The 22,531-nt window shown below is 56.3% G+C and carries 16 protein-coding genes, 1 pseudogene and 1 riboswitch; of the genes and pseudogenes, 7 read left to right on the top strand and 10 right to left on the bottom strand.

Features of this window, described 5'->3' with window-relative positions:
* Positions 1-4: 4 nt before the first annotated feature.
* Complete coding sequence (locus LOC70_RS21985; RefSeq protein WP_230256115.1) at positions 5-2,317, top strand: HAD family hydrolase; 2,313 nt, start codon at positions 5-7, stop codon at positions 2,315-2,317.
* A complete protein-coding gene (locus LOC70_RS21980) occupies positions 2,268-4,319 on the top strand; it encodes an alpha-amylase family glycosyl hydrolase (RefSeq protein ID WP_230256114.1) in 2,052 nt (683 codons plus the stop codon). The genes LOC70_RS21985 and LOC70_RS21980 overlap by 50 nt, the downstream gene beginning before the upstream one ends.
* An 88-nt stretch (positions 4,320-4,407) precedes the next feature.
* Here LOC70_RS21980 and queA read toward each other — a convergent pair whose 3' ends face one another.
* On the bottom strand, positions 4,408-5,517 hold the full coding sequence (gene queA, locus LOC70_RS21975) for a tRNA preQ1(34) S-adenosylmethionine ribosyltransferase-isomerase QueA (RefSeq protein WP_230256113.1): 1,110 nt from the start codon (positions 5,515-5,517) through the stop codon (positions 4,408-4,410).
* 328 nt (positions 5,518-5,845) lie between these two features.
* Here queA and ychF point away from each other — a divergent pair, with 328 nt between their 5' ends.
* From ychF to proS, 5 genes are all read left to right on the top strand, one after another.
* Positions 5,846-6,937: a redox-regulated ATPase YchF gene (gene ychF / locus LOC70_RS21970; protein ID WP_230256112.1), complete on the top strand. Its 1,092-nt coding sequence runs from the start codon at positions 5,846-5,848 to the stop codon at positions 6,935-6,937.
* Positions 6,938-7,104: 167 nt separating this feature from the next.
* Positions 7,105-7,686, top strand: a complete 582-nt coding sequence (locus LOC70_RS21965; protein ID WP_315857292.1) for a hypothetical protein — start codon at positions 7,105-7,107, stop codon at positions 7,684-7,686.
* A gap of 62 nt (positions 7,687-7,748) precedes the next feature.
* Positions 7,749-8,129: an amidohydrolase gene (locus tag LOC70_RS21960; protein ID WP_230256110.1), complete on the top strand. Its 381-nt coding sequence runs from the start codon at positions 7,749-7,751 to the stop codon at positions 8,127-8,129.
* Positions 8,130-8,310: 181 nt separating this feature from the next.
* Complete coding sequence (carA, locus tag LOC70_RS21955) at positions 8,311-9,477, top strand: glutamine-hydrolyzing carbamoyl-phosphate synthase small subunit (protein WP_230256109.1); 1,167 nt, start codon at positions 8,311-8,313, stop codon at positions 9,475-9,477.
* Positions 9,474-10,979, top strand: coding sequence for a proline--tRNA ligase (proS, locus tag LOC70_RS21950; RefSeq protein ID WP_230256108.1), 1,506 nt, complete (start codon positions 9,474-9,476; stop codon positions 10,977-10,979). Before carA ends, proS begins: the two co-directional genes overlap by 4 nt.
* A 103-nt stretch (positions 10,980-11,082) precedes the next feature.
* Here proS and LOC70_RS21945 read toward each other — a convergent pair whose 3' ends face one another.
* From LOC70_RS21945 to LOC70_RS21905, 9 genes and pseudogenes are all read right to left on the bottom strand, one after another.
* Entirely contained in the window at positions 11,083-12,939 is a 1,857-nt protein-coding gene (locus tag LOC70_RS21945; RefSeq protein WP_230256107.1) for an apolipoprotein N-acyltransferase, read from the bottom strand.
* 119 nt (positions 12,940-13,058) lie between these two features.
* Positions 13,059-14,285 carry an AAA family ATPase gene (locus tag LOC70_RS21940; protein WP_230256106.1) on the bottom strand — a complete coding sequence of 409 codons (1,227 nt, stop codon included), beginning with the start codon at positions 14,283-14,285 and terminating at the stop codon, positions 13,059-13,061.
* Between the two features lie 123 nt (positions 14,286-14,408).
* Complete coding sequence (locus tag LOC70_RS21935) at positions 14,409-14,960, bottom strand: hypothetical protein (protein ID WP_230256229.1); 552 nt, start codon at positions 14,958-14,960, stop codon at positions 14,409-14,411.
* Positions 14,961-16,021, bottom strand: a pseudogene (locus tag LOC70_RS21930) (type II and III secretion system protein family protein); the annotation flags it as partial. It lies immediately after the preceding gene.
* A 346-nt stretch (positions 16,022-16,367) separates the two neighbouring features.
* Positions 16,368-17,480, bottom strand: coding sequence for a Flp pilus assembly protein CpaB (gene cpaB / locus LOC70_RS21925; protein ID WP_230256105.1), 1,113 nt, complete (start codon positions 17,478-17,480; stop codon positions 16,368-16,370).
* 281 nt (positions 17,481-17,761) lie between these two features.
* On the bottom strand, positions 17,762-18,319 hold the full coding sequence (locus tag LOC70_RS21920; RefSeq protein ID WP_230256104.1) for an A24 family peptidase: 558 nt from the start codon (positions 18,317-18,319) through the stop codon (positions 17,762-17,764).
* A gap of 440 nt (positions 18,320-18,759) precedes the next feature.
* Complete coding sequence (locus LOC70_RS21915; RefSeq protein ID WP_099261212.1) at positions 18,760-18,939, bottom strand: Flp family type IVb pilin; 180 nt, start codon at positions 18,937-18,939, stop codon at positions 18,760-18,762.
* Between the two features lie 173 nt (positions 18,940-19,112).
* A riboswitch (cyclic di-GMP riboswitch) is annotated at positions 19,113-19,225 on the bottom strand.
* Between the two features lie 414 nt (positions 19,226-19,639).
* The gene (locus LOC70_RS21910) at positions 19,640-20,851 is read right to left on the bottom strand and encodes a DinB family protein (RefSeq protein ID WP_230256103.1); all 1,212 of its coding nucleotides are present in this window, start codon (positions 20,849-20,851) and stop codon (positions 19,640-19,642) included.
* 79 nt (positions 20,852-20,930) lie between these two features.
* Positions 20,931-22,343 (bottom strand): hypothetical protein, encoded by a 1,413-nt coding sequence (locus LOC70_RS21905; protein ID WP_230256102.1) that lies wholly within the window; start codon positions 22,341-22,343, stop codon positions 20,931-20,933.
* Between the last annotated feature and the right edge of the window lie 188 nt (positions 22,344-22,531).

The following is a 22,531-nucleotide window of genomic DNA, read 5'->3' as shown; positions in this document are numbered from 1 at the left end:
TACCATGAGTATGCCCCCCAGCGGGACACTTCGCGTCACATTGCTGAGTTTGCATGGATTGATCCGTGCACGAGACCCTGAGCTTGGACGCGACGCAGACACAGGAGGACAAATCAAATACGTTCTCGAGCTTGCAGAAGAACTTTCCAGACGAGAAGACATTGAATCGGTCGAGCTGGTGACTCGGCAAATCTTCGATGACCGCGTTGGGCCGGACTACGCCCAAGTCGAAGAAATCATCAATCCCAAAGCAAAAATCATTCGCGTTCCGTTTGGTCCCAAACGGTATCTCCGCAAAGAAGGACTCTGGCCCTACCTGGAAACCTTCATTGACCAAATGCTTGGTCACTATCGCCGAGTCGGTTTGCCAGATTTGATTCACGGCCACTACGCCGATGCGGGTTACGCCGGCGGACAATTGGCTCGCCTTCTTCACGTGCCGTACGTCTTCACCGGACACTCATTGGGCCGAGTCAAACGACAACGCTTGCTGGCCGCTAATCAGAATTCCAAAGCCCCGAAGTCGACGCACGACCTCGACAAAAAATTCAAATTCACCGCCCGAGAAGAAGCCGAAGAGTTCGCCTTGGAAACGGCTTCCATGGTGATTACCAGCACGGGGCAGGAGGTCGAGGAACAATACTCGATCTACGATCACTATCAACCGGATCGAATGGAGGTCATTCCGCCGGGAGTCGACCTGTCGCAGTTCTATCCCAGCGATGATTCCGAACCGCTGCCGAGAATCCATGACCAACTGACGCCGTTCCTGAAGGATGCCGAGAAGCCCATGGTGTTGGCCATGGCCCGTCCGGATGAGCGCAAGAACATCGAGATGCTGGTTCGTGTATTCGGTGAGAACCCAAAACTTCGTGAACTGGCCAACTTGGTATTGGTGTTGGGATCCCGTGATGATCTTCGCGAAATGCCGGCGTCACAGCGTCGCGTTTTGACAAACGTCTTGCATCTGATCGACGTTTACGACCTTTACGGACATGTCGCGTACCCGAAGTCACACCGCCCGAGCGATGTGCCAGAGCTGTATCGACTGGTGGCTCGTCGCAAGGGAATCTTCGTCAATCCCGCGCTCACCGAGCCGTTTGGTTTGACGCTGTTGGAAGCCGCGGCGAGCGGCGTTCCGATTGTGGCCACCAACGACGGCGGTCCGCGAGACATCATTGCGAACTGTCAAAACGGATTGCTGATCGATCCTCTTTCGCCGGAGGACATCGATCACGCATTGATGCGTGGTTTGACCGAACCTGAACAATGGAAAGAGTGGTCCGAAAACGGAATCGAAGGTTCACGAACTCACTACAGTTGGGCCAACCACGTCGATCGCTATCTGCGCGACGTCACCGAAATCATCGAACAATCCGCCACGCCCGCGTTGGCCCAATCATCCGGACGGACAACCCGGCGTTTGCCTGAGTTCGATCGGATCATCATGACCGATCTGGACAACACGTTGACGGGCGATGACGAAGCCCTCGCGGACTTTGTTGACCTGCTCAACACGGCCGGCCGCGATGTTGGATTCGGAGTCGACACGGGACGTTCGCTGGACGAGGCCATGGCATTGATCAACAAGCTCAACCTGCCTCGGCCGGATGTCCTCTCCGCCGCGGTGGGAACCGAGTTGTATTACGGCGAAGATTTGACGCCCGACCTGTCATGGCGAAAACAGATCAAACACCATTGGCAGCCCAAGTTGGTGCATGAGATCCTGGATGATGTTCCGGGGCTTTTCCTGCAAACGGAAAAGGATCAAACCGAATTCAAGATCAGCTACCGGATCGATCCCGAAGACTCACCCACCGTGGCTCAAATCCGAAAGATGCTCCGGTCCGCCGGACTGCGTGTCAAAGTCGTGTTGTCACTGGGGTCCTTTTTGGACATCATCCCGCTGCGTGGCGGGAGTGAACTGTCGCTGCGACACCTTGCTTATCGGTGGGGATTTGAGCCCGAGCGTTTGTTGGTCGCTGGTGACTGCGGCAACGACGAAGGCATGCTGAAAGGCGGCACGCTGGGCGTTGTGGTGGGCAATTACAGTCCCGAACTGGAAAAGCTCAAGCGACTGCCTCGCATTTATTTTGCCGACGGCCACCACGCTCGCGGGATTATGGAAGGGATCGAATACTACGATTTCCTGAATCACATCCGGATTCCGAACGATAAGATCGAACACGAGCCCGGAAAGCATCGCACCAGCGAGTCGGCGGGACAGGACAACCACTCACAGGACGAACAGCCCGCAAACGATTTGAATGACGACAGCAACCAACGTCAATCTTCCGAAACCGCCGCAGCCACTTGAACCTGCCACCGCTGACACGATGAACGCGATTCATAGCAACACGCTTCTTCACGCGGTGCGAAACGGTGTGAAAGACTCCCGCGCGCGACAGGCTCTCGACCGCCTGCTTCCGCGACTGGAGTCGTTTTGGGAAATCGAAAACGTTTCACAAAAAGAAGCCGACGAGATCCAGCTGCGCATCGTGCAGCACTGGGACGATCTGTTCGGCTATCTGGTACACCTCTACGGTGACCAGTGGGACTTTTTCTATCACCTGGAACAAATTCTTCAGACCATCATTCGTGGATGGCGTTTGCGGCCTGACACGCTGAAGCACGACGACGACATTCGGATGAACAATCCGAATTGGTATCTGTCGGAAAAGCTGGTTGGCGGTGCACTGTACGTGGACTTGTTCAGCGAAAACCTGGGCGAACTGCGCAAACAGATTCCGTACTTTCAGGACCTCGGGCTGACCTATCTGCACTTGATGCCATTGTTCGCCGTTCGTCCCGGCAACAACGACGGCGGTTACGCGATCAGCAACTACCGCAGCGTGGATCCTCGCGTGGGAACCATCGATGACCTGCGACTGCTGGCGGAAGATCTTCGCGAAGCGGGCATCTTGCTCGTTTTGGACTTCGTCTTCAATCACACCGCCGACGATCACTACTGGGCACAACAGGCACAGTCGGGCAATGAAGAATACCAAAACTATTACTTCATCTTTCCCGATCGCGAAGTTCCCGATCAATACGAACGCACGCTTCGAGAGATCTTCCCCACCGTTCGCCGCGGGAATTTCACTTGGCACGACGGGATGCAGCGTTGGGTGTGGACCACGTTCAACAGCTTTCAGTGGGATTTGAATTATCGAAACCCGGAAGTCTTCCGGGCGATGTTGGCCGAGATGCTGTTCATCGCCAACACCGGAGTCGACCTGCTGCGATTGGATGCGGTGGCGTTCATCTGGAAACAGATGGGCACCAACTGCGAGAATCTTCCGGAAGCTCACACGTTGATTCGAGCCTTCAATTCTTGCGCCCGCATCGCGGCACCAGGGTTGGTGTTTAAGAGCGAAGCCATCGTTCACCCGGATGACGTGGTTCGTTACATTAGTCACAAGGAATGCCAGACCTCGTACAACCCAACATTGATGGCGTTGATGTGGGAATCCTTGGCCACACGCGACACCAAGTTGCTGCGTCGCTCGTTGGCTCGACGGCACAAACTGCCGGAACAAACGACTTGGGTGAATTACCTGCGTTGCCACGACGACATCGGTTGGACGTTCGATGATGCGGACGCGGACGCGGTTGGCATCAATGCGTTTGGACACCGCCAGTTCTTGAACGCGTTCTACACCGGCCAGTTCGAAGGATCCTTCGCCAGGGGCGTTCCGTTTCAACACAATCCTGACAATGGCGACATGCGGATCAGCGGCACGCTGGCCTCACTGGCGGGACTCGAACAAGCCATCGAAGCGGACCGCGACGATTGGAAAGAATTGGCGATTCGCCGCATCCTGTTACTCAATGCCATGATGCTCAGCATCGGCGGCATTCCGCTCGTTTACTTGGGTGAAGAATGGGGTGCTCTCAACGATTACGACTTCGTCAAAGACCCCGCCAAAGCCGGTGACACACGCTGGGTCCACCGACCGAAGATGCAGTGGAGCTTCTTGGACGAGCTTGGCGACGACGGTTCCATCCGAGCCCGCATCTACCGCTCGATTCGCAAGTTAATAGCGATTCGAAAGATGACGCCGGCGTTTGGTGGACTGGACATGGAACTGCTGGTGCTCGAATCCCAGAACCTGCTGGGCTACGTGCGACAACACGAGGGCAACCGAGTCATCGTCGTGGCGAACTTCTCCGAACATCCACAACAAATCGACAGCAATCGATTGCGGACTGCGGGCATGGGTCGCTTCTTCGAAGATCTCTACTCGGGCCAAACCATCACAACGTCGCACCCGCTGACACTTCAAGCCTACGAATTCATGTGGCTGCATCGTGTGTAGAGAACTGAAGCTGGGTCGCTGAGCCGATCAACATCGATTCCCACCCACTGTGGTCCTGAGGCCCTGCGTCCTTTTCCCACTTTTTCCCTCAAACAATCAACATCGCATCGCCATAGCTGAAGAAGCGGTATTCATTCTCGATCGCTTCTTGGTAGGCCTTGCGGATCAGGTCTCGGCCGGCAAAAGCACTGACGAGCACCAGCAAGGAGCTTTTGGGCAGGTGAAAGTTGGTCATCAGTGCGTCAACAGCACCGAACCGATACGGTGGCTTGATGAACAGATCCGTTGCACCGGTCCAAGTTGCCACTTCGCCGCGTCCCGTTTGTTCGTCTCGGTTGACGACACAACTTTCCAGCACGCGAACGCTGGTGGTTCCCACGGCAACGCAACGTCCACCTCCGCCGCGCCGATCGTTGATGAGATCGACTGAGTCCTCCTCGATCCGTCCCCACTCTTCGTGCATCTCGTGCTTGTCGATGTCGTCGACTTCGATGGGGCGAAACGTTCCGATGCCAACATGCAACGTCACTTCCGCGCGAGCGGTTTGCCCTTTGGCGATCTCACTGAGCAGTCCTTTGGTGAAGTGCAGACCCGCGGTGGGTGCGGCGACGCTGCCCGCGTCCTCCGGTTTGGCACTGGCGAACACGGTTTGGTAATTGGTCACGTCCGCATCCACCATGTGCCCGTCGCGAATGTAGGGGGGGATGGGGACTCGGCCGTAGCGATCCAACCACTTCCCCGGTTCGATCGCCTGTGGGGGTCCGGGGAAAAAGTCATTCGGCACGGGCTGAACCAGCAGGTGCCCCTCTTCGCCGCGACCGATCACCAACAACTCGCCACCGGCACGCGCATCGCGGTCTTGAAGTGTGATCGTCTCTCCGGGTTGCAGCGAACCACGGGTCTTCGTCAGGCATTCCCAGACACCGGTTTCTCGATCGCGACGCAAAAACAATCCTTGCCAACGTCCCCCCGTGTTGGTCCGTTTGCCAAAGAGGCGAGCGGGCACAACTCGCGAATTGTTCATCACCATCACATCTTCGGCCCGCAACAACTGCGGCAGATCGCGAACATGATGATGCTCGATGTCACCGGAGGCTCGATCGATCAGCATCAACCGAGCGTCCACCCGATTGTGCAGCGGCTCCTGAGCAATGCGTTCACGAGGCAAGTCGTAGTCGTAGAGATCCAATGAGGGCATACGGCCAAACAGATTTTTGGAGAGAAAGTATCAGGGCAGGGCATAGGGGTCGCGGTGCATTCCGTGCGAAACCGCTGACCAGCATACGGTTGCCAGGCCAACATCGCGAGACGCGTCGCCTCGACGAAACGCTTCCGAATCGCCATAACATTGGCCGTCGCGGAAAAAGCCGTCGGCGGGTTGATTCAATCAGAGGTGCCTTTGGCTCGACAAAGCCTCTCTCGTAGAAATGCGAGTTGACCGCAGCCAAGCGTTCTCGGATTGATTTGACATACCGCGAATTGGCTCCGCCCCCAACCGTTCCCTCCTCAATCATTCAGGCAACTCGATGGAAGCCGGAATCGTCGGCTTGCCCAATGTCGGCAAAAGCACCCTGTTCAACGCGTTGACCTCCAGCGTCGCCGCCCAAAGTGCCAACTATCCGTTCTGCACCATCGAGCCCAACGAAGGGATCGTTAGCGTGCCCGATCCTCGCTTGAATCGGATCACGGACTTCATCAAACCGCAAAAGGTGATTCCTTCGGCATTGAAGCTGGTCGACATCGCTGGGATCGTCAAAGGAGCCGCCGACGGCGAAGGCTTGGGAAACAAATTCCTCAGCCACATCCGTCAAGTCGACGCCATCCTGCAAGTCGTGCGTTGTTTTGAGGACCCGGATGTGATCCACGTCAGCGGTCAAGTCGATCCGATCGCCGACATCGACACGATCGAGACCGAACTGGTCTTGGCCGACATGCAGACACTCGAAAACGCATTGGCCAAAGCCCAACGGACCGCACGAAGCGGTGACAAAGAAGCCAAACTGCGCGTCGCGACGATCGAAAAGTGCAACGCACACTTGGAAAGCGAACAGCCGCTGCGGACGTTGGAATTGACCGACGCGGAAGAAAACTCGATCAGCAGCTACGGCCTGATGACCGCGAAGCCCATCCTCTACGTGGCCAACGTGGACGAGAACGACTTGGCCGGTGAACACGAATTGGTCGGCAAAGTTCGCGAGCACGCGGCAAAGACCGGCGCCAATGTGGCGTGCGTCTGTGCCAAGCTGGAAGCCGAGATTGCTGAGCTGGACGAAGAAGATCGCGACGAGATGTTGGCCGACGTGGGTCTGGACGAACCGTCGCTGAACGTCATCGCGCGAGCCGCCTATCACACGCTTGGTCTGCAGAGCTTCTTCACCGCTGGTGAAAAAGAAGTCCGCGCTTGGCCGGTTCGGATTGGTGCCACGGCGCCTCAGGCTGCTGGTGTGATCCACAGCGATTTCGAACGCGGGTTCATCCGAGCCGAAATTTACCAATTGAACGACTTGGAAGAACACAAAACGGAAAAGGACATTCGCCAAGCCGGTAAACTTCGAGTGGAGGGAAAATCCTATGTGATGCAGGACGGTGACATCTGTCACTTCTTGTTCAACGTTTGATCGCCCTTCCAGTTAGATCGCACTTCCATGCGTCGCGGACAAACGCTTCGTTTGCACCGAGACCTCCCTTCCCAAACTCAATCAAAGCAACGCCGCAAACCGAACCCACCGATGTGGCGTGAACGGTTGAGTCACACCCTGCCGCCATTCCTTCCTTTGACGGTTCTATGAACAAAATGTTGATCCCAATCCTTTTCGCTCTCGGCACCGCTCTATTCTGGGGCTGCTACGGCCCAACGATCGGCAACGCCCAGGCTCCACGCGTCAACGGCGCGCCGCTTTGGTCGCCGTTCAAACCTTACGTGTTCATCGGAATCGCCTACTTGGTCATCGCGATTCTCGGTGGTTTGGCAATGATGGGCGTCAAAGGCGACTCGTTCAGCTTCACCGGAGAATACTTCCCCACGATGAAATGGGGTTTTCTCGCGGGTGCCCTCGGTGCCTTCGGCGCGTTGTGCCTGACCACCGCAATGATGACCAGCAAAGGCAATGCATTGCTGGTGATGCCAATCGTTTTTGGTGGCGCGGTGTCTGTCACGGCCATCGTGTCCGTGATTCGGCTCGGCGGTCATGTGACGATCAACCCGTTGCTCTGGGTCGGCATGGCCCTGACGGTGGTCGGCGTTGTCATCGTCGCCATGAACACGCCGCACGGGCACGCCCCCACCAAACCGGCAACGGAAACCACCGAGGCGGCTGAATCACATGCCGCGACCGCGGTGGAAACCGACGATTCTCAGCCTACCTGATCGGGGCCGAATCTCCGCAGAGCCAAAATCGTCTCAGAGCAACTCGCCTCTTGGTGCATTCGATGAGTTCCGATAACCAGCCCACCACGTCAGCGGCGGACGCATTGTCGATCCCGCGTGCGATCGACAATGAGTTGACGCACGTGTGGATGATTCGAACCTTTCTCAAACACGCCGACGAGGCCGAGGAAGACGAGGACCTCCGGGAAGTCGTGCGGGACCTGTACGATTTCATTTTGGCCGTCAGACCGGTCAACGATGAAATCGACCCGAAGCTGTACATGAAGATGGCCAAGAAGAAACTGAAACGCCTTCGCAGTGCGACTGAGCTGTACGAAGCCATCCAACCCGAAGTCAGCGGTCACACCAATTTTGTGATGGCCGCTCGATCCCTTCGTCTGGCCGTGGACCGCATCGTTGCACTGGTACAATCGCCCGGCTGAGTGGATCGCGCCGCCGATGCGAGTGCCGATTAAGAAACACAGTGAAATCGGCCGGAAACCACGGGGACGCACGTTCGGGGGACTGGAAGAAAATCGTCTTCCCGGCGATAACAGGGTGCCGCATCGCAGGCACTCATTTCATTCGGCGATTACCACATTCCGCGATCCCCTCTGTGCATTGATGAGCTCATCCGCCAAAGTTGCCAAACTCGCTCTTGAAGACGGCACCGTCTACACCGGCACCAGCCTCGGAGCCGAAGGTGAAACCACCGGCGAAGTCGTCTTCAACACGTCGATGACGGGTTACCAAGAAATCCTGACTGACCCCAGCTATCGTGGCCAACTGGTCACGATGACTTACCCAGAAATGGGCAACTACGGGATCAACTCGATCGACTTGGAAAACCGCGGAACGAACCTGGCCGGATTCATCATCCGCAACGAAAGCCGTCTGCACAGCAACTATCGCTCGGAAGGTTCGCTCAGCGATTATTTGAAAGAGCAAGGCGTCATCGGCTTGGCCGGCATCGACACCCGAGCCTTGGTGCGTCGCATCCGCAGCGAAGGCGCGATGCGAGGTGTCCTATCAACACAAGACCTGGACGACGATTCGCTGGTCGCCAAGGCCAAGGCATCTCCCGGTTTGGTCGGCCGCGACTTGGTTCAAGAAGTCATGCCATCGCAGCTCGAGAAATGGACCAACGAACTGGATGACTGGACCATCGAAGAACTCCGCGAAGCCGCTCGCGACGCATCGTTGGCCGACGACAGCCGACCTCACGTGGTCTGCATGGACTTCGGCATGAAATGGAACATCCCACGTCACCTGCGTTCACGCGGCAACCGAGTCACCATCGTTCCCGGCAACACGTCGTCAGAAGAGATTTTCAAGCTTCAACCCGATGGCGTGTTTTTGTCCAACGGCCCTGGGGATCCGGAGCCATTGACCTACGCCCACAAAACAATCGGTGAATTGCTCGGACAAGTCCCCGTGTTTGGCATTTGCTTGGGGCATCAATTGCTGTCCGTCGCCTGCGGTGCCAAGACTTTCAAGCTGAAATTTGGTCACCGCGGTGCCAACCAACCCGTGTTGGATTTGGAAACCGGCAAGGTCGAAATCACCAGCCAAAACCACGGATTCGCAGTCGACGACGAGGGCCTGCCGGATTGCCTGGAAGTCACCCACCGCAATTTAAATGATGACACCATCGCCGGCGTTCGTCACAAGGACACCGGTGCGTTTGCGGTTCAGTATCACCCCGAAGCCGCCGCCGGTCCTCACGACAGCCATTACCTGTTCTCACGATTCCAAGAGCAATTGGATCAAAAAGCAGGGGTGAACGCATGAGCAAAGCCCCCAAGACCGCCATCAGCCCGACTCGCGCCGAGAATTATCCCGAATGGTACCAACAGGTCATTCGGGCGGCCGATCTCGCTGAAAGCTCTCCCGTTCGCGGCTGCATGGTGATCAAACCTTGGGGCTATCAGCTTTGGGAAAACATGCAACGAGCTTTGGACGACATGTTCAAAGCCACCGGGCATCAAAACGCTTACTTCCCACTCTTCATTCCGATGAGCTTCTTGGAAAAGGAAGCTGAGCACGTCGAAGGTTTCGCGAAAGAATGTGCGGTGGTCACGCATCACCGTTTGGAACCGGATCCCGATGGCGGATTGCGTCCCGCCGGCAAGCTGGAAGAACCGCTGATAGTTCGTCCGACCAGCGAAACCATCATCGGCGCAACCTACGCGAAATGGGTGCAAAGCCACCGCGATTTGCCGATTCTGGTCAATCAGTGGGCCAACGTGGTCCGCTGGGAAATGCGGACGCGAATGTTCCTGCGAACGGCTGAATTCTTGTGGCAAGAAGGTCACACGGTTCACGCGACGGAAGCCGAAGCCATCGAAGAAACCGAAAAGATGGTCGAGGTCTATCGCGACTTCGCGGAAAACTGGATGGCGATGCCGGTCATCGTCGGCAGCAAAACTCCGTTGGAGCGTTTCCCCGGCGCGGTCGAAACCCTGTCGATCGAAGCCATGATGCAAGACCGCAAGGCATTGCAGGCCGGAACTAGCCACTTCCTCGGCCAAAACTTCTCGCGTGCCCAGGAAATTAAATTCCAAAGCGAGACGGGCGATATCGAGTACGCATGGACCACCTCGTGGGGCGTCAGCACCCGATTGGTGGGCGCGTTGATCATGACGCACAGCGACGACGACGGTCTGGTGTTGCCACCTCGCTTGGCCCCCACGCACGTTGTGATCCAACCGATCTACAAAGACGATTCGCGCGCCGAAGTGTTGGCATATGTCGAATCACTGCGCGACGAATTGGCCGCACAAACCTACGCCGGCGCGCCCGTTCGAGTCTCCATCGACGATCGAGACATTCGCGGAGGCGAGAAAAAATGGTTCCACATCAAACGTGGTGTGCCCATTCGCCTGGAAGTCGGTCCGAAAGACATTGCCGCGGGCACCGTCTTCTGCGGTATTCGAAATCAACCCAAGAGCGTCGGTATTGAGCGAACCGAATTGGTCGCCACCATCGGCGAGAAACTGGCCACGTTGCAGCAAGAACTCTACGACGCCGCGTTGAAGCTTCGCGAAGACAACACCGTCGAGCTGAAGACCGAAGCCGAGTTTCGTGACTTCTTTTCGTCCAAAGACGACGATGCGATCGCAGGTGGATTCGCATGGTGCCATTTCGCCGACGAAGATTCCTTGCAGCCATTGCTGAAGGAATTGAAGGTCACGATTCGTTGTGTTCCTCAATCAGACAACGACACCGAGGGAAGTTGTTTCCTGACCGGAAAGCCCGCGGCGAAACGAGCCGTGTTTGCGAAAGCTTATTGAGAGCAAGCAACCATCGGCGACACAGCCAAGCCAACAGTCACTGAACAACTCACGGTGAAGCTGGCCATCGTCGGTCGTTGTGTTAAGCCGAACGAATCCCGTATCACTCGGGTGCGGGATCATGGTGGCCACGTCCGCGCCACCACGCCCACCACATGGCAATCCATCCCCAACCGGCAATCAAACCAAGGATCGTTGCCGGCCAATCTTGCCAACGAACGTAGACACTGACTCGACTGTCGAGATCTGGCTGTGCGTAGATGACACCGTCTTCGCCTTTGGGCAAACGTTCAACCACACGCCCGAACGAATCCACCCACGCCGTCGGTCCGCCATTGGCGGCGGACAAAATTGGACGACGACAACCAACAGCCACCAGTTGGGCACAACGCAGGTGATGATCCACGACCGCGGAGTTTCGAAACCAAACATCGTTGGTCAACGTGACAATCGCGTTCGGTAAAAGGTCGGTGGCAGACTTGTTCACCGCGCCGTCGGCTCGTACCTGGTCCGACATCAATTGGTGCATGTGCCGAATCGGAACCCGCTCCACAGCCGTTTCGATGCAGAGATTCGGCAGCAGCGACAAACCGGGCAAATCAAACCGCTCTCCCGTATCGCCTCGATCCAAACCGAGTCCTGGCGGCACCATGTCTTTGATCCAAGGCAGACTCTTCACCAGCGGAATCGTCTCGCCGAACAGCACCAAGTGATTCTTGGCATAGGTCCCCGCGACTTCCCCGGAAGCATCCACCCAGATCACTCCGCTGAATTGGCTGGGCTTTTCCGCGTATCGCACCAATCCGCAACCACCGATGATCGCCGGCATTGTGTTCTGCAACGCTTCGTCCGACACCATCGCTTTTTGAATGATGACGGCCCGTTCGCGAAATTGTTGTTGGCTGTTTTGGACTGCGAATTCGAGTTGCTCGGGAGGCAGCGGTGACATTCCAGGACTCTGCATGAAATCGGGAACGACCAAATTCGGTCCCGTGGTCATCCAAGGCATGCCGCCGGAGAACATCGACTCGGGCCAAACCACAGCGTCAATCGTTGTCTTCGAATTCGCAACCGCATCCACGCTCGCTTTCGCGTACTCGCTGAAGATTGCCTGCTCGCGCTGGATGTCCTGTTCGTAAATCGTTGGTTCGTTGCGTCCGAGCAAGGCAACCGTGACTTCGCCAGGCTGGACTTCATGCTGCAAAGCGCTCAATCCGTAGACGCAAGTTGCCAGCAACAACGTCGCCGCCACGACAATCGATCCCCAAGCATCCCTGCGTGCCTCTCCGGTTGGTGCACCGCGTTGCAAAATCGTTTGCACGATCCAACGTTTCGCGGCTTCATACATCGCGACGTTGACGGTCACGATGACAAAGCTCACCGCATAAGTCCCTCCTAAATCAGCGATCTGAATTAGCATCGGCATGTCCGCCAACGCGTGCCCCAACATCAACACAGAGATTCCGGTGAACAGATAGTTGCGAATCCATTCCAGGCCGACCCAATACACCGCCGCGATCATGCCGATCGGAATTTTGCTGCGCCAGCCCTCACGATTCGATGCGACGCGTTGCCACTTTCGAATCAACCCGATGAAGAGCACCGGATAGATGGCAAGGTAAGCGGACAACGCCAACCATGGCAAAAACATCAGCGGATGCGCGTGACGCAGCCCCTGCAAACTCAACAACCAATAGCCCAAGAAAGCCAGATAGACACTGCGTTTCCAAGGCGTCGCGTCGGGCGTTTCCGCGATGGCGAGCAGCGGAACGATGGCGACAAAAACGAGCGGTCCGATCGCCAGCGGTGGACCAGAAGCCCACAGAACACCAGCCGCCAACGTGGATGCCGCGAAACACCATTTCCAACTCGCGGCGTTGTCACTACCAGACGCGTTGGACCGGTCGGCTGAGTCAGGCGTCTCAAAAGAAGGAGACTCGGCGGATGATTTGTCGCTCAACGGACTGGCTCGCGAACACGGGAAACGATTCGTTTGCCCGTGAAATACCAGTCCGCTCGATGCCCGACAACCCGTTTACGTGATGCTGTCGGACATCAAACCCTCGACAGGACCTTCGATCAAGCCTTTGCCGCGCCCGGCCAAAAGCGTTTCCAACGGCTTTCGGCTCCGCCATGACCTTCGCTGGACTCGCCCTCTTCTGATTCAGTGGGAGACGGGTTGCCCAAGCGATGAGCCACGTCGCGGAAAGCTTGGGTGAGAGCCGCTTTGGGAGCTTGCGTGATCAAAGGCACCCCGTTGTTTCGCACCTCGACCATCGTGCGATAGTCGTTTGGCAACAGGGCGAAGATCTCTCGGCCCAAGGTTTCTTTTGCCTTCTTCAGACTGATTTGACCGGCGTCCAATCCGGCTCGGTTCACAATGATCTCAACGCGATCGGCGAGCCCTTCCGTCTCTTCGAAACTCATCATCAATCGAACGACGTTTCGCAAACAAGGCAAATCCAATTGCGTGACGAGCAGAACTTTTGATGCTGCTTCGATCGCGATCATGTCCAGCGCGTTGTAGGTCTTTGAAAGGTCGACGATGAGGTGCGAGAACGATGCCTTCAACAGACCGATCACTTTCCTCAGACTTTCCGCGTCGATCGCTTCCAAGTCATGCAGTTCTACCGGGCGAGGCAGCAAGTACAGACCGCTGGAATGCTTGGTCAGTGACTTTTTCAGCAACTGAATATCCAGACGACCGATGTTTTGCACCACATCGGCCAGCGTGTAGTCCGGAATTGCATCCAAGAACACATCGGCATCGCCGAGCGCCAAATCCAAATCGAGCAAAGCAACGCTGTTGCGACTCTCTTCCGCGAGAACACATCCCAAGTTCACAGCGGTGCTGGTTGTCCCCACGCCCCCGGTGGCTCCAGCGATCGCAATCACCTCACACGAGCGATTGCGAGCGTCGCCCCCACCGAACTTCGCTTGCCCAATACGTCCCAAAGCTGCCGACAATTCGTCTTCCACCAATGGCAACGTCAAGAATTCGCGTGCCCCCGCGCGAATCGCCTGAAGGATCAACTGCCCGTCACTAACGGCGCTGGTTGCCAGCAAAGCGGTGTTGGGATTTTCGTGTGTGATCCGTTCAATCAGTCGAATCGCCGCGGTCGAATCCGTGTCCAACGAGATCACACCCACGTCCGGCGTCGTTTGCTCCACGATGTCCGGGAAGAACTCATAGCGAGAGCAGTCCGCCTCCAACCAAACGGTGTCCATGCCCAAAAGCATCGCTTTCAAGGTTTCGCGGGACGAGTCGTTTGGATCGACCAAAGCCAATCGTAGGACGTTACTCATAACTGACAGCTTCGAATGGTGGGAAGAATCATGGGGACAGCCCGGGACGAATCCCGGGCCACATGTGGGGCAATTTCAATGCGACTTGATAGGCTCAACGAACCGATCAAGCCGCTTGGTTTGTCATCGGTATTCAGGCTGGCTCACGATCACTCCGTCGGCGACCTTCTTGGGCTCCGCACTGGGAACGATCGCATCGGCTGGCAACAAGACGCCGGCTTCGTACCGGTTGTTGGCTCGTTGGCTCACCGGTTGTTGCCGGTTCGGTTGCGGTTGGTAGTAACCAGCCACGTTGGCCTGGGTCCGATTGGGTGTCCGCAGTGATGCTTGAGGACTTGGCAAAGTTGGATCAACGATCTCACCTTGTGGGTAGGCTTGCCCAGGAACCATTTGCATCGGTGCGTTGTACCCCGGCGGGTTGTGAATCATTGGCCCCGACTCGATCGGGCTGCCTTGGATCATGCCGTTGATGCCAGGCTGAGCGTTTTCGTTGTAGCAATCGTTGGCTTTCAAGTTTGGCACTTCGATATGACCGAATGCGTAGAACTCTTTGTCGTCAGGTGAATGCGAGTTCAGACCTGGGCCACCGCGAGGCACCTCGTGCGGGTCCATGGCTTCGACCAACTCAGGTGTGACCATGATCAGCAATTCAATTTCGTTGCGACGCTCTTGCATCTGGCGGAACAACGCACCGACGTAAGGCAAGCTTCCGAAGAACGGAGTTCGCGTGGTGGTGGCTTCCGTGCGGCTTTGCAACAAACCGGCAAAGCGAACGTCTGCCCCGCCTGCATCTCAACGGCGGTTTCGACATAGCGAGTCGTGAACGCGGTCACATTGGTACCATCGATTGTGACCGCACGCGAAGCATCCGGTTCGCTGACCTCTGGACGAACTTCCAAACGAATCCGTCCGGGTCCAACCACGAAAGGCAGGAAGTCGATGCTGGTACCGTAATCTTCGTAAGTGATCTGTACCTGCCCGTTTTGACCGGGCACGATGGTCGGGATTCGACCGCCGACGGTGAATCGTGCGGGACGACCGTGCGTTGCAACCACGGTCGGCTCGGCCAGTAGCTTGACCAGCTTTTGTTCTTCCAACGCTGACAACAACGCTTCGAAATTATTGCTGACGTTCATCCGAGTGATGGCGTTGCTGTTGGACAGCGGCCCGACAGGTCCCAGGATCGCACCGTCGTCAGGGAATGCTCCCAATGCGTCGACGTTCAGCACGCCGCTGGGTCCGTTGAGCAAAGTGAAGTTGTCATCGAGTACTGCCAAGTCGACGCCGAGTTGACGAAGCTTCGTCCGGCTGACTTCCATGATCTTGGTATGCAACAAGACTTGTTGAACACCCACCACTTCGATGTTGTTGATCACGGTGGTGTAGAACTGCTCCGTGATCGCCACGGCACGATCCACGTCGTCGACGCTGGTCACGTAACCCGAGATGATGGCGGATTCACCGATCGGCGTGACTCGCAACGATGCCAAAGGCAACTGCGAGTTCAAGATGCCTTCGACCTCGCGAGCATCCGCGACAACGGTGACGTCGATGGTGTAAAGCTTGTCTTCCGTGTCCCACAAATTGATCTGCGTGGTGCCCGGCGTTTTCCCGAAGACTTGAATTTGGTTTTCAGAAACGGGTGTCGCGCCCAACACCTCTTCGTTGTGAACCTGGAATCGCGGAATGCGTTCGTTCAACGACAGGATGCGACTACTTTTGACAATCAGGTCCATCCTTTCGACGGTCTGGCTGATTTTGTGGTCGCCAGCGGCGGATGTCAAAGTCGATGCGGACTGAGCTGAGACCGTCCCAGTCGCGCTGGCGGTCACCAGCATCAAGGCGGCTGCGATCCAACGAGTCAGCGTTGAATCACAACAGTTTCGAAAAGTGCACACTCGCATCGGAGGCATCCTTGCCGGGGCGGGTCGAGTTATTCAATCTTCTCAACGAGCATTCATCCATGAACGCTCGCGACTTCGACGACCAACGCTTTCCGTTACAAACGCGTTGGTCGTGGGCGGCGACTCGCTGGACTCAGCGAGCTTGCCTTGGCTTCCGTCTTGTGTTCGCTGAAATCAATCAGCGGCTGGTTGGACCGTATTCTTTGTCTTGCGAACCGAACGCTTCTGATCCTCGCGATGGGCCGCTGTTGTAAAACGGGCTTTGCGATCCATTCAGATAGCTGTAATCGGTCGGTGCACTCGGTTCATCCAGTTCGTTCTCGCTAGGGAGGGGATAATCCGCCCCCGGACGAGTACTGAGATCCTTCGTGTCTTCTTGAATGTTTTCTCGACCGGATTCATTGAGCACCTTCGGCACGCTGGATCCCTCTTCGATCCAGTATTCCGTCAGCACGCCACCGGACATCTTCAGCATCTTGAAGCCCTTCTTCTTTTCCTTCTTAGGGGCTTGGATGGAAGGTGTCGAAACAGGCGTCTCTTCACGGTCAGATTCTTCACGTTCTGCTTGTGCGATTTGATAATCCGACAACCACTTCAGGAAGTCTTCGCCTTCGGTGTTGCCGCCTTCGCTTTCGCGAGTGTCGCTTGGGTTCCCCAGGGTCAGGCGGATCTTGCCAAGTTCACTGGCGTAGGTCCAAGCGGGTGTGTCTTTCTTATGGATCAACAGCGAGATAGATTTCGCTGGCTTTGCTTCCACTTCGGGGTCCACTTCACGTTCGGTGCGTCCGTCCACAGCGAAGACTCGCACGCCAGTCAAAACCGACTTGGCGGTGGTCTCGGGAATCAGATCGCTTTTGACGAAATATGCCATCACATCGACGCGGTCGCCGGGGCGAACCAAAGTCGCCACGCTACTTTCCGGATCGGCTCGCATCGATACGACGCTGTAACCGACGGGAATCGTTTGCGAGGAACCATTAGCGTCCGCCATCAACTTCACCGGCATCACAGGCTCGCCTTCATAAAAACGCTGGCGAGCGAATTTTCCTTCGACGTCCTCGAGCTTTCCGCTGGCGCCTTGTGGCACTCGATCAGCGGGCCATTGCTCCAAACGAATCTTGTCAGCCGTGATTTCTTCGGCGATGTCGATGGTTTTGGAGGTCACAAAGATCTCGACCATTTCAACGGTGTTGCCGCCGGTCGACTGAGCTTGCATCCATTGGCTCATGCCGATTGCGGCAATGGTGCCGCAAACGCACGCCAGGATGAGGAAGACTGATTTATTTCGCATGGCAATCGTTTAGGTGACCAGTGTTGACAGACTGCTCGCGTCGAATTCGATCGTGGGTTCGATCGCCCGCAATGGAAGCGTCACTCACGGTATCGGGTGTGTGTCTTCACGAGGTAAACACACTTGGGGCAACCGGGCGTCTTCGCGTAATCGTCACAGATTAACACGCGACCAATTAGCACCTGAAATCCAACGCATTGTGGGAGAAGCCCCATGATTTGGGGCACAAATGACGACAGGCCGCATGGGGTAACCATGCGGCCCTCGCCGTTCAAATTGAATCAAACAAGCTGACCCGTGGCGGCGAAGTAGATGATCGTTCCGATCGCCATCGGGATGCCATAAGGCAGCAGATACATGGTTGGCTTTCGCTCTCGAGCGATTGCAGCCAATCGTTCTGGCTTACGAACCGTTCGCCACTCTTCCATGATGGTCCAGAACTGAGCGTAGTGCTTTTCCCAAGCTCCGCTCTTCCAGATCATGAACAGTGCCATGATTCCACCAACCACTGCCGTCGCGGCGAAGGCCTTCAAGGTGATCATGAATCCACACCATGCACCGATGCCAGCCAACAGTTTCACGTCACCGGCACCCATGCCGCCGACGTTGCGAAGTGGCAACAGCATCATCATGCCGCCGAAAGTCCCCAGCAGGCTGTAGCCCAATCCTGGCAATCCGCCTTGGATGAAGCAGTGAGCCCAACCGCAAATGATGAACGGGAAGGTCAGCCAGTTCGGCACTTTCAAAATCATACCGTCGATGACGGCGGCAACGATCAAGACCACCGTCACGAACCAAATGGTCCAGTTCTCAGTGATGGCATTTAGGAGCGTTTCCATGGTGATATCCCCGTGTTTCTTCGGTCGATTCGTCCGTGCAACGAGTCGCCGTTGGTGGTTTCAAATTGGAATGTTTTTTTGGTGGCGGTGAACGTCTCAACGAGGACCGATGAGCCAGCTCAACATGGCGAACAACAAAGTCACGCCACAGCAGGCAAGTTGCCATACGTGGGCGGCTGCGTCGGCAGGTATCAGTGGATAGTTCATTCGCTCAATGCCCGGGGGCAAGCTAGAAGGTGATTTGGATTGAGGTTGGACCATGAACCAAGCGTGAAACGATCGGGTGCCAGGACACGGTTCGGCGCATCCGATGGCAACTCACGCCACTGAGTTCACAGCAAAAGGGCTCCCCCTGCGGCGATTCCGAAGGACGGTGGAATCGCTTCCACCGCCATTCGGGATGTCGCCAAATTGACGGGACGAGCCCGCCATGCAAGCGATCAGTTAGCGGCGATCGCTGCACCGGCTTCGCCGAACTTGTCATTGGCGTTGTTACCGATCGTGGTAACAGCACCGATGCAAACGACGATGATCAAAGCCAACAAGACGGCGTATTCAACTGCAGTTGGTCCGTCTTCTTCTTTCAAGAAAGCAACAACGTTTTCAGCAAATTTCTTCATGTCTAACTCCAGACAAAAACGGGGGCCACGAAGATGTCTCGTTAACCCGGCGACAATGTGTCAGCCGACTCGATGTGAATCGACCACGTGACAACAGCCTTCGTCGTTGGAAATCAAACTGACAAGCCTCGGTTCAAACTCGGATGTTCCGAAGAAACATCACGTGTTCTTTCCACGGCAACCCGGCTTTCCTGAAGCCAAGCCCAGCGACATCAAAGACGCTCGGCCGACTCACGGACCCGTGGTTTTGCGTGCCGTCCTCTCGAACGGTTTGCCTTTGTCAGGGAACTTCGGCTGACCCCACCAAGCTGAAAAAGGCAACACACCTTCGACCGTTCAGCAGGGCAGTGAGCCGCGTGAAACCGCAACTCACTTTCTCACTACCGAACACTACGACAGAAAACGAAGGTGTCAAAAAAGATCGTTTGCCCCAACCTTAACGCTGAGGCAAGATGCCGGGTTGCACCGGTCCTAACGATTGCAACGCGCTGCGTGCCGCACATTTGGACACCGTGTCGCAGGGAATCACACCACATCGCCGCCCCACGCCGAACATTCGAATCCACCCCTACTCGGATGGGACTGGGCGATACATGCCATGCAAACGCACTCAGCCTGCCCGCATTTGCTCACGACAAGCTTCGAATCCGCGATCATTCAGCGTGACCAGCCTACGCGAACATCCACGCGTGCAGCCGAATCATTCGCTGGGCCAACCGGGTAACTCAAACTTCTTTTGAGTATTCGCGGTGTGCTCGCCGTAGTGACGTTCCATCTGCTTCAGCAGCGCTGCCAATGTTGGCCAGCGACTGGCTGGTGCCTTCTCGTCGACAGCGTAACCATCCAACAAGTAGGCAAAACGCCGCGTGAACTTGCTGACGCGTTGCATCTGCCGAGCCTCTTCCGCTCCCGTCCAATCCGCGTGAGCGAATTCATAATCCGGTGGCATCTGCGCGGGGTTCAGATCCATCACCGGAATCGACGGATCAATCGCGTTGTAAATCTGAGAGAAGAACAACAGCTGACGCCCCATCATGTGTTCCACATTCCAACGCGGCGTGTGCGTTCCGTTGGCCGGACGGAAATTCATCTGAGCCACCGACAAATCGGCGAAAATCGTCTGAGACTCACGGCAAGAACGTTCCATCGCGACAAACAGCTCGTCCATCTCATCGGGCATGGTCCAAACTTCCGTCGCCATCAGCCAACGAACGGGAGGCTGCTTCTCCAACTTTGGTGTCTTTGCCGATACCGCCACCGCATTGTGCGATCGAGTTCTTGTTTCCCATTGGTTCGCCGCATCGGTTCCGATGTCGTCCGCCTTGGTTTGATCCAACGGTATCCAATTGCGGATCACAAAGCTATCCGAAGACGGATCCGACACACCAGCAATCCCCGACGGGTCGCCTACCAACAGATCAATCTGCCCGAATTGCTCTAGTTCGCTCGCGTTTAATTCGTCGGCGGCCACCACGATCCGCATGCCATCCACCTGAATCACCGCCATGCGGTTTGACTCGACGGTTACCTCGACCAAATTCGGATCTGATTTCGAAAGTGCAAGGTCGCTTGGCTGCCTGATTGCTCGGACAGCATCTTCATTCGGCAAACGTTGCAGCCAAACTTGTTCCGCCCGGCCCAAATCGACCGTTAGATCGCAATTGCCCAGATTCTCCGTCGGTTTCGTCCCATGCGTGATCGCAACGCGAAATCCCCAGTGTGTTTCGATCGAAACCACCTTGTTCGGCCAAATCTGAACCAGAGCGGGATCCCCGGGCGAAGCATCTGCCCTGTTCAAAGGGCCCGCGATCACAGTCCCAAGAAGCAATCCGAGACTCGCCAGCAAACGAATGGCGAACCCAGATGATTCGCGAAAGAGCGGCGTTCTCGACAACGGGGCAGCCGGAAGCATGGAAACGTCCTATTGAAGCGGTGCAATGATCCGGAACATGCGGGTGGTTCCGGCAATCGCATTGGATAATGACCAGCCGCTATCGTAGCACGCCGCTTCGTCTTGATTGCTGCACGATTCCTTGCACGCGTTTCCATTCCGTGATGGCAAGCGATAAATCCAATCGGCGAGCCAACTGATCTCCGCGAACACGCTGAATTTCCAATCGAATCAGATCGTCCGAGCCCACAGGTTGCTGATCCAGATCGATCGCCGCTTGCTTTTCTTGCAAACGTTCTTGAGCCCACAGCAATTGCTGATCGATCAACTCCAAACGCGATTGAGCCAACCGAACGTCGAGGACGGCCTGCAGCGTTTCGTTGCGAACAACGCCCGAAAGTGATTCGCGAAGCAGCGAACATTGCTGACGTCGGCAATTCAAATCGCGACCGCTGGTGTCAGGATGCAGGCAAGAAAGCAATCCTTTGGCTCCCGCGGAGGCGATTGCCAAACCGACGCCCGGATTGATGGCACCCATCAGCTGACGTGCCGATGACACGTTGCAAGTTCGCATTCCAGCGCACAGCTTTTTGACCGCTTTCAAATCGTTGCGGTTTTCCAAAGCGGTCGCGACGCTGAGCCCCGTATCAACCGATCCGATCGATTCCAACGTTTGCAGCGGCTCGTGAATCAACGCGATCGCCACCTCAGCTTCCGGTCGCCCGGTTCGACGAGCGAGCTCTTGTCGCAGCTTTCGGGTGGCAAAGTTCTGTTGCAACTGCATGTCTTGCCAAACCAATTTGGCCTGCTGCAATTGCAACACGTCTCCATCGGGAACGCCCAATCGGTCCGCTTCGTTCGCCAAATCAATCAATCGGTCCTGAACACGCAAACCCTCGCCGGCGATTTCAATTCCGTCTTGCGCGGCGATCAGTCGGTCGTAAGCCTTGGCTGCTTCGGCCGCATCATCGGCTCGACGTCCCAGAGCGATTTCTGCCAGAACAGATGTTATCAACCGCAATTGGCACATTGCGTCTTCATCATCGCAATCCACACCGCATGAAACCGATCGTATTTCTTGGTCAATCATGTTGGCTTCGGGCGAATTTTGATAAGCCCACTGCATGACCTCGTACCGGGTGTAGCTGACCTGGGTACCGGATACCCCCGATAAATCCGACCGGGACGAAGCAACCAACTGAGCGTCCGCTTCCGAAATTCCCGTCTCGGGAATTTCACTCAAGTCGTCCCACTGGATCGAGGACCGATCGCTCAACTGCGACCCCGTCCGATTGATCTTGGCCGACACCAATTTCATTTCCGGATCAGCAGTTGCAGCGGGCTCAACCGCAGAAGAAACGTCGAAGGGTCGAGCATCCCGGACGTCTGCTGATTCCGCGATCGAGGACTCCGGCGATTGGACCGTGAACAACGCCATGGCGGTCGCGGCCAAAACCAACGGCAGGATCCAGCGGGGGGCTGGAAATTCGGTGGCTGGGGCGACGGGTTTCACGAGAGAAATCATCCTTGCGGTGAACAGAGGCTCCTCTTCGTCCGTGGAAGAGCGTGGCAGTGTCCTCTATCCGAGGAATCGTCCTCACCCGGCGCCCAGATTCACCCCGAATGCTCGCCTTGCGTTTGGCCCGATTGCGCCGGTTTGGCCGAAAAAAACCGATGGTCCGGTCGAGCCGAACTTTCGCT

This window comes from Rhodopirellula halodulae (genome assembly GCF_020966775.1).
GTDB classification, from domain to species: domain Bacteria; phylum Planctomycetota; class Planctomycetia; order Pirellulales; family Pirellulaceae; genus Rhodopirellula; species Rhodopirellula halodulae.
This window is presented reverse-complemented; position numbering and strand designations above follow the sequence as displayed.